The sequence below is a fragment of the Microbacterium sp. CFH 31415 genome (genome assembly GCF_022538185.1).
Classification (GTDB): Bacteria; Actinomycetota; Actinomycetes; order Actinomycetales; family Microbacteriaceae; genus Microbacterium.
In genome coordinates, this window is record NZ_JAKYXC010000018.1 from 1 (window position 1) to 14,510 (window position 14,510).

Annotated in this window: 14 protein-coding genes; 2 read left to right on the forward strand and 12 right to left on the reverse strand. The window is 68.7% G+C overall.

The window, feature by feature from the left end:
• Positions 1 to 586: 586 nt before the first annotated feature.
• Positions 587 to 1,543 carry a 2,3,4,5-tetrahydropyridine-2,6-dicarboxylate N-succinyltransferase gene (dapD, locus tag MK786_RS15530; protein ID WP_241113143.1) on the forward strand — a complete coding sequence of 319 codons (957 nt, stop codon included), beginning with the start codon at positions 587 to 589 and terminating at the stop codon, positions 1,541 to 1,543.
• A 19-nt stretch (positions 1,544 to 1,562) separates the two neighbouring features.
• Here dapD and ddaH read toward each other — a convergent pair whose 3' ends face one another.
• The 10 genes from ddaH to MK786_RS15580 all read right to left on the reverse strand — a co-directional run bounded on the left by ddaH (position 1,563) and on the right by MK786_RS15580 (position 11,045).
• Positions 1,563 to 2,324: a dimethylargininase gene (gene ddaH / locus MK786_RS15535; protein ID WP_241113144.1), complete on the reverse strand. Its 762-nt coding sequence runs from the start codon at positions 2,322 to 2,324 to the stop codon at positions 1,563 to 1,565.
• 4 nt (positions 2,325 to 2,328) lie between these two features.
• Positions 2,329 to 2,697, reverse strand: coding sequence for an SHOCT domain-containing protein (locus MK786_RS15540; RefSeq protein WP_241113145.1), 369 nt, complete (start codon positions 2,695 to 2,697; stop codon positions 2,329 to 2,331).
• A gap of 53 nt (positions 2,698 to 2,750) precedes the next feature.
• Positions 2,751 to 4,046, reverse strand: a complete 1,296-nt coding sequence (locus MK786_RS15545) for a citrate synthase (protein WP_241113146.1) — start codon at positions 4,044 to 4,046, stop codon at positions 2,751 to 2,753.
• A gap of 185 nt (positions 4,047 to 4,231) precedes the next feature.
• On the reverse strand, positions 4,232 to 5,341 hold the full coding sequence (gene dapC / locus MK786_RS15550; RefSeq protein WP_241113147.1) for a succinyldiaminopimelate transaminase: 1,110 nt from the start codon (positions 5,339 to 5,341) through the stop codon (positions 4,232 to 4,234).
• Positions 5,342 to 5,368: 27 nt separating this feature from the next.
• Positions 5,369 to 5,689, reverse strand: a complete 321-nt coding sequence (gene fdxA / locus MK786_RS15555; protein ID WP_191767224.1) for a ferredoxin — start codon at positions 5,687 to 5,689, stop codon at positions 5,369 to 5,371.
• A gap of 9 nt (positions 5,690 to 5,698) precedes the next feature.
• A complete protein-coding gene (locus tag MK786_RS15560) occupies positions 5,699 to 6,070 on the reverse strand; it encodes a DUF6113 family protein (protein WP_241113148.1) in 372 nt (123 codons plus the stop codon).
• Positions 6,071 to 6,111: 41 nt separating this feature from the next.
• Positions 6,112 to 6,426 (reverse strand): AzlD domain-containing protein, encoded by a 315-nt coding sequence (locus MK786_RS15565; protein WP_241113149.1) that lies wholly within the window; start codon positions 6,424 to 6,426, stop codon positions 6,112 to 6,114.
• Positions 6,423 to 7,193 (reverse strand): AzlC family ABC transporter permease, encoded by a 771-nt coding sequence (locus tag MK786_RS15570; RefSeq protein WP_241113150.1) that lies wholly within the window; start codon positions 7,191 to 7,193, stop codon positions 6,423 to 6,425. The genes MK786_RS15565 and MK786_RS15570 overlap by 4 nt, the downstream gene beginning before the upstream one ends.
• Positions 7,194 to 7,330: 137 nt before the next feature.
• Complete coding sequence (gene typA / locus MK786_RS15575; RefSeq protein WP_241113151.1) at positions 7,331 to 9,244, reverse strand: translational GTPase TypA; 1,914 nt, start codon at positions 9,242 to 9,244, stop codon at positions 7,331 to 7,333.
• 118 nt (positions 9,245 to 9,362) lie between these two features.
• The gene (locus tag MK786_RS15580; RefSeq protein ID WP_241113152.1) at positions 9,363 to 11,045 is read right to left on the reverse strand and encodes an ABC transporter ATP-binding protein; all 1,683 of its coding nucleotides are present in this window, start codon (positions 11,043 to 11,045) and stop codon (positions 9,363 to 9,365) included.
• Between the two features lie 53 nt (positions 11,046 to 11,098).
• On the opposite strand from MK786_RS15580, the gene MK786_RS15585 reads away from it, so the two are divergent.
• Positions 11,099 to 11,698 (forward strand): PH domain-containing protein, encoded by a 600-nt coding sequence (locus MK786_RS15585; RefSeq protein WP_241113153.1) that lies wholly within the window; start codon positions 11,099 to 11,101, stop codon positions 11,696 to 11,698.
• Here MK786_RS15585 and MK786_RS15590 read toward each other — a convergent pair.
• Positions 11,689 to 12,888, reverse strand: coding sequence for an ABC transporter permease (locus MK786_RS15590; RefSeq protein ID WP_241113154.1), 1,200 nt, complete (start codon positions 12,886 to 12,888; stop codon positions 11,689 to 11,691). The genes MK786_RS15585 and MK786_RS15590 overlap by 10 nt on opposite strands.
• 2 nt (positions 12,889 to 12,890) lie before the next feature.
• Positions 12,891 to 14,426: an ABC transporter permease gene (locus tag MK786_RS15595; protein WP_241113155.1), complete on the reverse strand. Its 1,536-nt coding sequence runs from the start codon at positions 14,424 to 14,426 to the stop codon at positions 12,891 to 12,893.
• Positions 14,427 to 14,510 lie beyond the last annotated feature (84 nt).

The following is a 14,510-nucleotide window of genomic DNA, read 5'->3' on the forward strand; positions in this document are numbered from 1 at the left end:
CATACGCCAACCCCAAAAAGAGGCTGGACTTGATCCAAAGGAATCTCAAACGATCAAAAAATGACCGACGAGGTTAATTGGCATTTGACAAGTGCACGCTGTTGAGTTCTCAAGGATCGGACGCTCCCACCAACCAGCCACACGGCCAGCCCAGCAGGGCAACTTCACAATCTTATCCATCCCGTTCCGTCTGTCAAACCGACGCGCCGAAGCCGACAGGCCTGCAGCAGCGATCGATGACCGCGGTCCACGAGAGGAAGACTCCCATTCTAGACCCGAAGGCCAGCAGCCTCATAGAGGAGCTTTCGAAAGGAAGGTGGTCCGCCGCTTGAGGGGGGTAAGGCTCTCAGCCTCTCCGCTTCCCTGTGGGGCGAACAACAAGAACATTACCCGGGCAACCCCGCCCCGTCGAATCGGCCCCGCACCCCGGGCGTGTCGCGGCCGGGGTGCGGCATCCGTCCACTCCCTTCCTCGCGCTGAGAAGCCCCGATCGCACGGCATTCGCTCACGCCGCCCGCCTGTCGCGACCACGTACCGCGACGCAATCTCACCCCGGCTTACAGCGCGGCGCCGCTAGCGTTGAGGCATGAGCGACGAGCGATGGGTGTGGGGCGTCGGCCTCGCGACGACGGCAGACGACGGCACGGTCCTGGACACCTGGTACCCCTCCCCCGAAGCGGGACGCATTCCGCTCGGGTTCGATCCCGCCATGCCGCCGGACGCGCTGGACCGCCTCGCGGTGCCCGACGCGCGCCGCGCGGTCACTGTCGAGGTGGTCACACTCGAAGTCGACCTCGACGCACCACCGGCCTCGACGTCGGATGCCTACCTGCGACTGCACGCACTGTCGCACCGGATCGTCGCCCCCAACGAGGTCGACCTCGACGGGATCTTCGGCCACCTTCCCACTGTCGCGTGGACCAACGCGGGCCCGATGCATCCCGACGCCCTCACGCGTCAGCGCCCTTTCCTCGCGCGCGAGGGGATTCAGCTGCAGAGTCTCGACAAGTTCCCGCGGCTACTGGACTACGTGACGCCGCCGGGAGTGCGGATCGCGGATGCCTCGCGCGTGCGCCTCGGCGCGTACCTGTCGCCCGGCACCACCGTCATGCACGAGGGCTTCGTGAACTTCAATGCCGGAACTCTCGGTCAGAGCATGGTCGAAGGCCGGATCTCGCAGGGCGTCATCGTCGGCGACGGAAGCGACATCGGCGGCGGCGCATCGATCATGGGAACGCTGTCGGGAGGCGGCACGCACAAGGTGTCGATCGGCGCCCGTACGCTGCTCGGCGCGAATGCCGGCATCGGCATCTCGCTCGGGGACGACTGCGTGGTCGAGGCGGGCCTGTACGTCACCGCCGGCTCGAAGGTCGTGCTCGCGGACGAACCGCCGCGTGCCGATGGGTCGCGCGTGACGGCCAAGGGTGAGGAGCTGTCGGGGCTCGACGGCATCCTCTTCCGTCGCAACTCCCTCACCGGGGCGATCGAAGCCGTCCGGCGGATCGGCCACGGCGTGACGCTCAACGAGGCGCTGCACGCCTGAGCCGAACGGCGGCACCGAGTCAGTCGCGGATCCGCACCGACAGGCAGGTCACGCAGCCCTCGAGCTTCTCGAACTCGCTGACGTCGACGGTGAGCACGTCGAGGCCGCGTGCCCGATGCTGCGCCGCGGTCACCGGGGCATCCGCCGACATCAGCACGGTCTGCGAATCGAGGACCACGACCGCTGTGCCGTGCTCCTCGGGCACCGGGAGGAACTGCTCGAACGCGCCAGGTGTGTCCACGAGCGGCGGGAAGCCGACCACCGTGCCGTCGGGCAGCGCCGTCACACCGGACTTGAGGTGGAGCACCTTGCTGACCGGCACCGCGACGACATCCCAGCCGTCAGGCGCCAGCGCTTCCCGAAGCTGCGCGACCCCGTCCGCATTCGTGCGCGACGACGCGCCGACGTACACGGTGCGCCCGACCTTGAGGACATCGCCCCCGTCGAGGGTGCCCGGTGCCTCGATCGTCGAGAGGCGGAGACCGGATGCCTCGACCGCCGCCCGCACGGAGGTCGACTCGCCGCGCCTCGACTCCGCGCCGGCACGGCAGAGCACCGCCAGGTCGCCGAAGACCACCACGGCATCCTCGACGAACACGCCGTCGGGATGGCTGTCTGCGGGGGCCACCTCGATCACATCCCAGCCGCGGGAGCGGAAGACGTCGACGTAGGTCTCCCACTGCGTCCGCGCGAGCGCCGGATCGACCGGAACGCGGTCGAGATGCGTGAGCTCACCCTCGGCGAGCAGCGGAGATGGACGACGGACCAGGAGCCGCGGCATCCGCTCAGCCCCGCAGGATCGAGGCTCGGGCGGCAGCGCGCTCATCGTCGGAGATGACACCGCGCGCATGGAGGGAGTCCACCTCGGACAGCCGCTCCTCGAGCGACTTGGCCGGTGCGGCGTCGTCGACGGCCGTACCCGGGCGCAGGAGGTCGCTGTTGAGAACCTTGGCGGCCAGAGCCGCATCCACCGTGAGCGGATCGTGGCCCGCCTGCTTGAGGATCGCGTACTTGCGGACACCGACGTAGATCGAGAAGCCGATGCCGGCGACCACCACGATCGCGAAGAGCGCGAAGACCACCGAGAACTCCGCGGGAATGCTCGGGGAGCCGAAGCCGGAGTCGTCGGGGGGAAGGAAGTCCGCGCTGATCATGGCCACACCCTACTGCCCCGGGATGCCGTCCCCCCGCAGCGCGTCCGCCGGACTCAGAGTCCGGGGTAGCTGCGCTCCCCCGCACCCGTGTACAGCTGCTGCGGACGGCCGATCTTGGTCTGCGGGTCGGCACCGGCCTCGCGCCACTGGGCCAGCCAGCCGGGCAGACGGCCGATCGCGAACAGCACGGTGAACATGCGCGTGGGGAAGCCCATCGCCTTGTAGATCACACCGGTGTAGAAATCGACGTTCGGGTAGAGGCGGCGGTCCTGGAAGTACGCGTCGTTGAGCGCGATCTCCTCCAGCTCCTTGGCCAGGTCGAGCAGCGGGTCGCTGACGCCGAGGGCCGACAGCACCTCGTCGGCCGACTCCTTCACGAGCTTGGCGCGCGGGTCGTAGTTCTTGTAGACGCGGTGCCCGAAGCCCATCAGCTTCACACCGTCTTCCTTGTTCTTCACCCGCTCGACGAAGCGCTGCACGCTCTCGCCGGAGTCACGGATACGCGCGAGCATGTCGAGCACGGCCTCGTTGGCACCGCCGTGAAGAGGGCCGTAGAGCGCATTGATCCCGGCCGAGATGGACGAGAACTGGTTGGCGCCGGTCGAACCGACGAGCCGCACGGTCGACGTGGAGGCGTTCTGCTCGTGGTCTTCGTGCAGGATGAGCAGTCGCTCCAGCGCCCGCGACATCACCGGGTCGACCTCGTAGACCTCGGACAGCACGCCGAAGTTGAGCTTGAGGAAGTTGTCGACGAATCCGAGCGAGTTGTCGGGGTAGAGGAACGCCTGTCCGATGCTCTTCTTGTGCGCGTAGGCGGCGATCACCGGGAGCTTCGCGAGCATGCGGATGGTGTTCAGCTCGACATGCTCGGGGTTGTTCGGATCGGACTGGTGCTCGTAGTAGGTCGACAGCGCGGACACCGCCGACGAGAGCACCGACATCGGGTGCGCCGTGTGCGGGAGCGCCGAGAAGAACCGCTTGAGATCTTCATGCAGCAGGGTGTGGCGGCGGATCTTCTCGTCGAACTCGGCCAGCTCGGACGCGCTCGGAAGCTCGCCGTAGATCAGCAGCCACGCCACCTCGAGGTAGGTGCTGTTCGTCGCGAGCTGCTCGATCGGATAGCCGCGGTAGCGCAGGATGCCCTGGTCTCCGTCGATGTATGTGATCGCCGACTTGGTGGCCGCCGTGTTGACGAACCCGTAGTCGAGAGCCGTGTGCCCCGTCTGCCGGGTGAAGGTGGAGATGTCCACGCTCGGCGCGCCGTCACTGCCCCGCAGCAACGGGAACTCGGCGGTCGTGTCACCGATCGTGAGGGTGGCCTTCTCCTGCTGGGTGCCCGCTTCGCTCACGGCGCCTCCTCGCGATTTCTGGTCGTGCCGGGGGTGTCGTCCGCCTCGCGGACGCACAGGAGGCGTCTTCCGAGGACGGCAGCGGGGACGGGGAATGCCGCGCCGCCGCGTTTCCTACAGCCTAGTCCGCTCATGCGCCTACTGCGGACACAGCCAAAGGTCCGCGGCATCCGATGGAGGAAACCTCACGAAATCTGCGCGAGCCGCTCAGCCGCCGCGGCGATGCGCTCATCGGGCGCGGTGAGCGACAGACGGACATGCTGCGGGAAGTGCGATCCGTAGAAATGCCCCGGCCCGGCCAGGATGCCGAGGTCGGCGAGGCGACCGAGGCTCTCCCACGCGTCGCGCCCCTCGGTCGCCCACAGGTACAGACCGGCCTCGCTGGCGTCGATCCGGAACCCGCCCCCCTCGAGCGCGGGCTTGAGCAGCGCACGCCGGGCACGGTAGCGCTCCTTCTGCGCGGCGACGTGCGCGTCGTCGCCGAGGGCGATGACCATGGCCGCCTGCACGGGCGCCGGGAGCATGAGTCCGAGGTGCTTGCGGGCGGTGAGCAGGCGCGCGACGATCTGCGCGTCGCCGGCCAGGAATGCGGCGCGGTAGCCGGCGAGGTTCGACTGCTTGCTGAGCGAGTACACCGACAGCACGCCGTCGAGCGACCCGTCCGTCACGCGCGGGTCCAGGGCCGAGGGGATAGGGTCGGCATCCCACGGCGCCGCCCAGCCGAGTTCGGCGTAGCACTCGTCGGAGGCGAGCACCGCGCCCAGTTCGCGAGCCCGGGCGACCGCCGCGCGCAGCTGCGCGACATCCAGCACCCGCCCGTCGGGATTGCCGGGCGAGTTGAGCCAGACGAGCCGGGTCTCTGCGGGCCAGTCGGCCGGCACATCTGAAGAGAGCGGCGCCGCGCCGACCAGGCGGGCGCCGACCTCGTACGACGGGTACGCGGCGCGAGGGTGGACGACGACGTCGGCCGGCCCGAGGCCGAGGAGCAGCGGGAGCAGCGCGACGAGCTCCTTCGAGCCGACGGTCGGCAGCACGTTCGCGGCGGTCAGACCGGGGACGCCGCGCCGCCGCTCGTACCATTCCACGATCGCCGTCCGGAGCGCGGGCGTGCCCATCGTCAGCGGATAGGCGTGCGCGTCGGTCGCCGCGCGCAGGGCATCGGCGACGACGGGCGGTGTCGCGTCGACGGGCGATCCGACGGAGAGGTCGACGATGCCGTCGGGGTGCGCGCGGGCGCGCTCCGCGTACGGAGCGACGGCGTCCCAGGGGTAGTCGGCGAGGTCCGCGACACCCATGTCAGGCCTCTGCTCCGCCGCCGCGCGTCACGGTGCCTGCGGCGGGAGTGCGGCGATGATCGGGTGGTCCTTGTGGATCACGCCGACCTTGGCGGCGCCGCCGGGCGATCCCACATCGTCGAAGAACTCGACGTTGGCCTTGTAGTAGTCCTGCCACTCGTCGGGAAGGTCGTCTTCGTAGTAGATCGCCTCGACGGGGCACACCGGCTCGCACGCACCGCAGTCGACGCACTCGTCGGGGTGGATGTAGAGCGAGCGGTCGCCCTCGTAGATGCAGTCCACAGGGCATTCGTCGATGCAGGCCCGGTCTTTTACATCCACACACGGAAGAGCGATCACATACGTCACGGTGCCAGTCTAGTTCTCTGCGAGAGGACGGATGCGGTCAGGCCAGGCCACCACGATCGCCACGAGGATCGGCAGAGCCAGCGTCCACACGCTGCCGAGCGCACCTTCGGGCACGATAACGGATCCGCCCGGCCCCTTCCCCGAGAACACCAGGGTCGAAGTCATCATGCCGAGTCCGGTGGCCAGCGCCGCCCATCGATCGGCGGTGAGGAAGCGGACCGCGACCAGCAGACCGGCGCAGCCGACGATCGCGAGCACGAGTCCGAGAGGGAACCAGCCGAGCTCGTACGAGTGCGCGATCGTGCCCGCCAGGCCGTAGACCGCACCGACGAGGAAGGCCACGAACCACGTGCCCACGCGGGCGGGGACGGAGGAGCGCACGCGTCGACTCTACTGCCGGCCCGGCCCCGCGCCGGCCCGTCCTATGCCGCCCAGCCCCACAGCCGCAGCAGGGCCGCGGTGAGTGCAGCGGCGGCCACGACCACGAGGAAGGGCGCCCGGAGCAGGAGCAGCCCGGCGGCGACGAGCACGGCCGGGATGCGGGCATCCACCACGATGGCCTGCCCGGCGCCGAGCGTCTGGACCGCCACGAGCGCCGCGAGAAGAGCGACGGTGAGAAGGTCGGCGGTCCGCATCGGCCGAGGGGCCTCCACCCACTTCGGCGGCATGAGATAGCCGACGGTCTTGAGCGCCACGCACACGATCGACGCCACAAGCAGCGCGGTCCACAGGGTCACGGCAGTCCCTCCCGCTCGGCGACGTCTCTCGGTTCGTCTCGCGCCGACCCGATCGGATCGGGGGCGCCGAGCCAGTTGAACCAGCCGACGACGATCGCCACGGTCGCCGCGATGATCACGGGCAGCCCCGGCATGAGCACCGGAGTCAAGATGGTGGCGATCACGGCGGCGGCGATCCCGACCACGATGGGCTGCCGGCGGCGCAGGCGCGGCCACAGCAGTGCGAGGAACGCGGCCGCGGCCGCGGCATCCAGCCCATACGCCCGCGGATCACCGAGGACGTCGCCCAGCAGTGCCCCAGCCAGAGTGGAGAGGTTCCAGCCGATGTAGATGCCGATGCCCGTGACCCAGAAGCCGACAGTGCGCGCATGGTGGGTGGTCTGCGCGAGCGAGACCGCCGTCGACTCGTCGATCGTGAACTGCGCGGCCGCGGCCCGGCGCCAGAGCCCGGTGCCGATCACGGGAGACATGCGCATGCCGTACGCGACGTTGCGAACGCCCAAGAGTGCCGCCGAGGCGATGGCTGCCGGCGCCGCGGCGAGCCCGCCGGCGCCGATGACCCCGACGAATGCGAACTGCGAACCGCCCGTGAACATGAGCAGGCTCATCACGCAGGTCTGCCAGACATCGAGACCGGATGCCACCGCCAAGGCCCCGAATGAGATCCCGTATGCGCTCGTGGCCAGCGCCACGCCGACGCCCTCGCGCGCCGCACGGCGCGCTTCGCCGGCGCTGTGGACGTCGTCGAAGTGGGGATCGAGAGTCACCCGATCGATGCTACCGAGCGGCTCCCCCACGCTCCGCGGGCCGGTGCGACATGCGTGGCACGATTCCTGCCGAGCTGCCGTGCAGACGACGGATGCCGCGACCTGCCGCTCGGCGGGTCGCGGCATCCGCTCGTTGCTTACGCGTTGGCGTCCTGGCGCTTGAGTCGCGCGGTGGCACGGCCGCGCTCGGTCGCGTTGAGCACGACCTTGCGGATGCGCACCTTCTCAGGCGTGACCTCGACGCATTCGTCGTCACGGGCGAACTCGAGGCTCTCCTCGAGCGAGAGCTGGCGGGGCGGAGTGAGACGCTCGAGCTCGTCGGCGGTCGACGAGCGCATGTTGGTGAGCTTCTTCTCCTTGGTGATGTTGACGTCCATGTCGTCGGCACGCGTGTTCTCGCCGACGACCATGCCCTCGTACACCTCTTCGGTCGGCTGCACGAAGAAGCTCATGCGCTCCTGCAGGGCCATCATCGCGAAGGGGGTGACGACGCCGGCGCGGTCGGCGACGATCGAGCCGTTCTGACGGGCCTGGATGTGTCCGGCCCAGTCGTCGTAGCCGTGGGAGATCGCGTTGGCGATGCCGGTGCCGCGGGTGGTCGAGAGGAACTCGGTGCGGAAGCCGATCAGGCCGCGTGACGGCACGACGAACTCCATGCGCACCCAACCGGTGCCGTGGTTCGTCATGGTCTCCATGCGGCCCTTGCGAGCGGCCATGAGCTGGGTGATCGAACCGAGGTACTCCTCGGGGGCGTCGATCGTGAGGTGCTCGAACGGCTCCTGGACCTTGCCGTCCTCACCCTTGCGCGTGACGACCTGCGGCTTGCCGACGGTGAGCTCGAAGCCCTCGCGGCGCATGTTCTCGACGAGGATCGCGAGGGCAAGCTCGCCGCGGCCCTGCACCTCCCACGCGTCGGGACGGCCGATGTCGACGACCTTGAGCGAGACGTTGCCGATGAGCTCGCGGTCGAGCCGGTCCTTGACCATGCGAGCGGTGAGCTTGTGGCCCTTGACCTTGCCGACCAGCGGCGAGGTGTTCGTGCCGATGGTCATCGAGATCGCGGGGTCGTCGACGGTGATCGCCGGGAGCGGACGGACATCCTCGGGGTCGGCGATCGTCTCGCCGATGGTGATCTCCTCGATGCCGGCGATGGCCACGATGTCGCCGGGGCCGGCGGACTCGGCCGGGTAGCGGTCGAGTGCGCGGGTCTTGAGGAGCTCGGTGATGCGAGCGTTGGAGTGCGAGCCGTCGTGGCGCACCCATGCGACCGTCTGGCCCTTCTTCAGGGTGCCGTTGAAGACGCGCAGCAGCGCGAGGCGGCCGAGGAACGGGCTCGAGTCGAGGTTCGTGACCCACGCCTGAAGGGGCGCCTCGTCGTCGTACGACGGCGCGGGCACGTGCTCGAGGATGGCCCCGAACAGCGGCTCGAGGTCGTCGTTATCGGGCAGCTCGCCGTTGGCGGGACGGTTGCGCGACGCCGCGCCGGCGCGACCGGACGCGTAGACCACCGGCACGTCGAGCAGCGCGTCGACGTCGAGGTCGGGCACGTCCTCGTGCAGGTCGGACGCGAGTCCGAGCAGCAGGTCGTGCGCCTCTTCCTCGACCTCGGCGATGCGGGCGTCGGGGCGGTCGGTCTTGTTGACCAGGAGGATGACGGGGAGCTTCGCCTCGAGCGCCTTGCGCAGCACGAAGCGGGTCTGCGGCAGCGGGCCCTCGCTCGCATCGACGAGCAGCACGACGCCGTCGACCATCGACAGGCCGCGCTCGACCTCGCCGCCGAAGTCGGCGTGACCGGGGGTGTCGATGACGTTGATCGTCACCGGGACGTCGGTGTGCGCGCCGCTGTACGTGATCGCCGTGTTCTTGGCGAGGATCGTGATGCCCTTCTCGCGCTCGAGGTCGTTCGAGTCCATGGCGCGCTCTTCCATGTGCTCGTGCGAGCCGAACGAGCCGGTCTGGCGCAGCATGGCGTCGACGAGCGTCGTCTTGCCGTGGTCGACGTGCGCGACGATCGCGACGTTTCGGAGGTCAGGACGGAGGGCGCGCGCCATGAAAGAGATCCTTGCAAGAAGTGGGAATGGCCGGGATGCCGACGGTCCAGCCTAGCGCAGGCAGCCGAAAGCGACCTGAGGGTGCGCACGCGTACGCCCAGGTCGCTTCCGGGTGGTTCTAGTCCTGCTGCGCGAGAAGCGCGGCACGCGCCTCGCGGCGGATGCGCTGCTCGGTCGGGTCCGGCACGGGGACGGCCGCGATGAGCCGCTGCGTGTACGGGTCCTGCGGGTTGCGGAGGATCTGCTCCTTCGAGCCCTGCTCGACGATCTTGCCGTGCTGCATCACGACGATGCGGTCGGCGAGCAGGTCGACGACCGCGAGGTCGTGCGTCACGAACAGCGTCGCGAACTGCTTCTCCTTCTGGATCTGCTGCAGCAGCTCCAGGACACGCGCCTGAACCGACACGTCGAGCGCGCTCGTAGGCTCGTCGGCCACGAGGACCTTGGGGTCGAGGGCGAGCGCGCGGGCGATGCCGATGCGCTGACGCTGACCGCCCGAGAGCTCGTGCGGGTAGCGGTTGCGGAAGTCGCGGGGCAGCTCGACCATGTCGAGCAGCTCGGTCACCCGGTTCGAGATCTCCTTGCGGTCACGACCGGCCAGCTCGAGCGGCTCGCCGATCGACTCGCCGACGGGCCAGCGCGGGTTCAGCGATGAGCCCGGGTCCTGGAAGACGATGCCGAGCTTCCGGCGCACGGCGCGCAGCTGCTTCGGGTCGACGCCGACCATGTCCTGACCTGCCACCCGCAGCTGTCCCTCAGCGATCGGGACGAGCCCCACGATGGCGCGCGCGATGGTCGTCTTGCCGGAGCCGGACTCGCCCACGAGTCCCACGACCTCGCCGGGCTGGATGGAGAGCGACGCGTCGGCTACGGCCCGGAACGCCGGCACGCGGCCGCGCTTGGGGTAGTCGATCGACACGTTCTCGAGCAGCAGCGCCGCCGTGGAGTCGTCGCTGTGGCTCGCGTCCTCGGCGACGGCGGTGCCCAGACCGAGGTGCGGCACCGACGCCATGAGCGCCTTCGTGTAGGGGTGCTCGGGCGCGGTGAACAGTTGCGCCGCGGTGCCGTGCTCGACGACGTCGCCGTCCTTCATCACCATGACGTCGTCGGCCATGTCGGCCACGACGCCCATGTCGTGAGTGATGAGGATGATCGCCGAGTCGAGCTTCTGGTGCAGGTGGCGCAGCAGGTCGAGGATCTCGGCCTGGACCGTGACGTCGAGCGCCGTCGTCGGCTCGTCGGCGATGAGCACGCGCGGGTCGAGCGAGATCGACTGCGCGATCATCGCACGCTGGCGCTGACCGCCCGACAGCTGGTGCGGGTACGAGTTGTACGCCTTGGTCGGGTCGGGCATCTCGACGAGGCCGAGGAGCTCGATCGCGCGGGCCTTCGCCTGCTTGCGGGTCATGCCCGGGCGGTGGGTGAGGATCGTCTCGGAGATCTGGAAGCCGATCGTGTAGACCGGGTTGAGAGCCGTCATCGGCTCCTGGAAGATCGCCGCGATCCCCTCGCCGCGCACCTGGCGCAGCACCTCGTCACGGGCGCCGACCAGCTCGCGACCGGCGAGCTTCGCGCTGCCGGTGACGCGGGCGTTCTTCGGAAGCAGGCCCATGATCGCCATCGAGCTCGTGCTCTTGCCCGAACCCGACTCACCGACGATCGCCAGCACCTTGCCCGGCATCAGGTCGTACGTCACGTGCTTGGCCGCCGCCGCCCAGCCGCCGCCCACCCAGAACTCGACTCCGAGGTTCTGAACGGACAGCACCGGGCCGCCCTCCTGCTGCGGGACGTGTCCGCGCATGCGGGCACCCTCTTTCATGCTCATCGAACCGTCTCCCGTGTCAGGATGGGCAGATGCCCGAACCGGTCACTTTTCGTCCGCGCGGCGGTCAGATCGTCGCCTGGGCGGCGATCGCCGTCTGCGCGCTGGGTCTGCTCTTCATCGCCGTCACGGACGGCGTGCCCAGCCTCATCGTGTGGGCGTGGCCGATCGTTCTCGTGGCCTGGCTGGCGTGGATCCTCTACATCCGACCGCACGTGCAGATCAGCGAGGGCTTCATCGAGATCGGCAACGTCTTCCGCACGCACAGGGTGCCGTGGGGCGACATGGCCGACGTCGACTCGCGCTACGCGCTGACCGTTCACACGACCCGCGGCCGCAGCATCCGCGCCTGGGCAGCTCCCGCCCCCAGCGCTCGCCAGGCGATGACGACGAACCGCGAGGAGGTCGCCCGCACGCCCGGCGAGGGCGACACGCGCCGCCCGTCGGACGCCGAGGGCACCGCCAGCGGCGACGCGACCGCGCTGGTGCGGCGCACGCTCGAGCAGTACCGCCGCAGCGGCGGCAGCACCACGCCCGGCGGCACGGCCTCGACGCTGAACGTTCCGGTCATCGCGGTGACAGCGGTGCTGATCGCCGCCGCGGTGCTGAGCCTCGCCCTGCCTCACGGCTGATCACCCCGTTCACGGCGTTCCTCGACGGCGGGCGGCTCGGGCAGCGCACCGCCGCCGAACTCGTCCATGTACCGCTCGTCGTCGGACGACGTCGGCCCCTCGACCATCTGCACGCCCTGCACCGACGGGATCGCCGCCACCGCACGGTTCGCCTTGCGGCGGCTGACCTTGCCCTGCTGACGCGGGTCGAAGGCGTCACGCAGACCGTCGCCGATGAAGTTGATGCACAGCGCCAGGATGACGATGAACAGACCCGGCCACCAGAACAGCCACGGCCGCGTGCGGAACGCCTCGCGGTACTCGCTGATGATCTGCCCGAGCGACACATCGGGCGCCGTGATGCCGAAGCCGATGAAGCTCAGCGCCGCTTCCGTCAGCACGGCGGCGCTCATGAGCAGCGTGGTGTTGACGATGATGATGCCGACTGCGTTGGGCAGGATGTGGCGGAAGATGATGCGGCCGTTGCCGGCGCCGGCGACACGTGCCGCGTCGACGAACTCACGTTCCCGCAGGGCGAGGAAATCGCCTCGCACGAGTCGCGCCAGACCCGTCCAGCTCAGCACACCGAGGAAGACGCCGAACACCACCGCGCTGCTGCCGCCGAGCATCTTTCCGATGATCGAGCCGATGACGATGATCGGGATGATGATGATCACGTCGGTGAATCGCATGATCAGCGAATCGGTCCAGCCGCGGAAGTAGCCCGACAGTGCACCGAAGAGCACGCCCAGGATCAGCGACACGATGCCGACGAGGAACATGACGGTCAGCGACTGCTGGGTGCCGCGCATGACCTGCGCGAAGATGTCCTTGCCCAGGGTGTCCTGGCCGAACGGGTGCTCGCCGAGGGCGAAGGGCCACAGCGTAAGTGTGGGCTGCCCGCCGTTGACGACGGGATAGCTCGTCCACCAGTCCAGCGGCCACCATCCGGGGATGCGGAAGCCGTTGATGTCGAGCGTGCCGTCGCCGCTGGCCTGCAGCTTGCCGGTGCCGCCGATGACGGTGCCGACCGAGGTGAAGGCCAGGATGATGACGAGGACGAGCACGACCAGGGCGACCATCGCTCCGGCGTGACGGAAGAACCGGCGGCGCACCAGCGCGCCCTGGCTCATGCCCGCGACGGCCTTCTGCTCGATCGACTGCTCGCTGCCGCGGTCCTGCGGCGCATCGGTGGGAATTGTCGTAACCATGGTCAGCTCACCCGGATCCGGGGGTCGAGGGCGGAGTACAGAAGGTCCGCGATGAGGTTGAAGATCACCGCGAGGATGCCTGTCACCACGAAGAAGCCCATAACGAGGTTGACGTCACCGGCGTTGAGGCCGTCGACGAACAGCGCGCCCATGCCCTTCCACGCGAAGATCGTCTCGGTGATGACGGCGCCGCCGATGAGGGCTCCGATGTCGAACGCGATGATCGTCGCAATCGGGATGAGGGCGTTGCGCATGGCATGGCGCATGACGACAGTCCGCTCCGTCAGGCCCTTGGCCCGCGCGGTGCGCACGTAGTCCTGGTTCATGACCTCGAGCAGGCTCGACCGCGAGTAGCGGGTGTACGCGGCGATCGAGACGAGGGCCAGTGCGATCGTCGGAAGCACGAGGTGCGCGAACCCGTCGAGGATCTGGAACCACATGTCGCCCTTGAGCCCCGGGGTCTTCGCACCGATGGTCGCGATGACGCCGCTCTGGGGAATGCGGTCGACGTAGTCGGTGTAGACCAGCATGACCCGGTCGACGATGATCACGAAGAACGTGATGAAGCTCACGATCGCCGCAGTGCGTGCCGCTTCCTTCTTGCCGTCGCCTCCGACGAGCAGGCCCACGCCGATGCCGATGCCGATCGACACGAGGCCCATCAGGAACAGCATCCACCCGGTGGGTACGTAGAAGAACAGGTACTGCAACGGGTAGTACAGCGCTGCCCAGATGCCCACGGTGATCAGCGAGGCATAGAGCGTCCGACGGCTCGCCAGTCCCGTCGAGAGCGCGGTCACGCCGACAGCGGCGCCGATGCCGGTGATGATGACGCCGACGATGCCGATCGAGGGGGCCGCGAACCAGTTCGTCACGCCCAGCAGCGCCAGCATGCCGCCGGCGGCCACGAAGGCCGAGGCGAACGTGATGAGGCGCCGCTTCCACGAGCCGCCGATGATCGCCATGAAGATCAGGCCGGCGATCAGCCCGGTGAGAAGGATCGCTGGGATCGTGATCACCGGATTCGAGAGGAACTCGTTGAACCGGATGGCACCGAACTCCTTGAGGAGCACGGCGATCCAGAAGATGGGGAGCGAGTAGACGATGAACGTGAGGAACGTCACCGAGTAGTCGAAGCCGCTGTACTGGCGAAGTGCCGTCAGGATGCCGATCGTGAGGCCGAAGATGATGGCCACGATGGTGGCCGCGGTGACCAGCTGGATCGTCGATGATGCAGCGGAGGCCACGGCCTCGGTCACGGGCTGGTTGCTTCGGGTGAAGGCGATGCCGAGATCGCACTGGCCGATGAAGCACTTGGCGGCGCCGCCGAGCCACGTGAAGTAACGGACGGGAGCAGGGAGATCCAGCCGCAGCAGCTCGGTGCGGTTGTCGATCATCTCCTGACGGTTGGGGGCATTGCTGCCCTTGAGGTCTTGGAGGGGGTCGGTCCCGATCGCCGTCAGGTTGTAGACGATGAACGAGGCGACGAGGAGGACGAGGGCGATGGCGCCCAGTCGTCGCAGGATGAAGGTCAGCACGGAAGCCCTCTCGGATATGGGGCTGAAAGCATGATTTTACGTCCGTCCCGGAGCGCCGGTACGGCGCCCCAAAACTACTACGAG

Excerpts from the sequence above, each read along its gene's own strand:
- MK786_RS15540 (WP_241113145.1), bottom strand. The coding sequence starts at position 2,697 with ATGATCAGCGCGGACTTCCTTCCCCCCGACGACTCCGGCTTCGGCTCC.
- typA (WP_241113151.1), bottom strand. The coding sequence starts at position 9,244 with ATGGCGCGCGCCCTCCGTCCTGACCTCCGAAACGTCGCGATCGTCGCG.
- dapD (WP_241113143.1), top strand. The coding sequence starts at position 587 with ATGAGCGACGAGCGATGGGTGTGGGGCGTCGGCCTCGCGACGACGGCA.
- MK786_RS15590 (WP_241113154.1), bottom strand. The coding sequence starts at position 12,888 with ATGGTTACGACAATTCCCACCGATGCGCCGCAGGACCGCGGCAGCGAG.
- ddaH (WP_241113144.1), bottom strand. The coding sequence starts at position 2,324 with ATGCCGCGGCTCCTGGTCCGTCGTCCATCTCCGCTGCTCGCCGAGGGT.
- MK786_RS15580 (WP_241113152.1), bottom strand. The coding sequence starts at position 11,045 with ATGCGCGGACACGTCCCGCAGCAGGAGGGCGGCCCGGTGCTGTCCGTT.
- dapC (WP_241113147.1), bottom strand. The coding sequence starts at position 5,341 with ATGGGTGTCGCGGACCTCGCCGACTACCCCTGGGACGCCGTCGCTCCG.
- MK786_RS15585 (WP_241113153.1), top strand. The coding sequence starts at position 11,099 with ATGCCCGAACCGGTCACTTTTCGTCCGCGCGGCGGTCAGATCGTCGCC.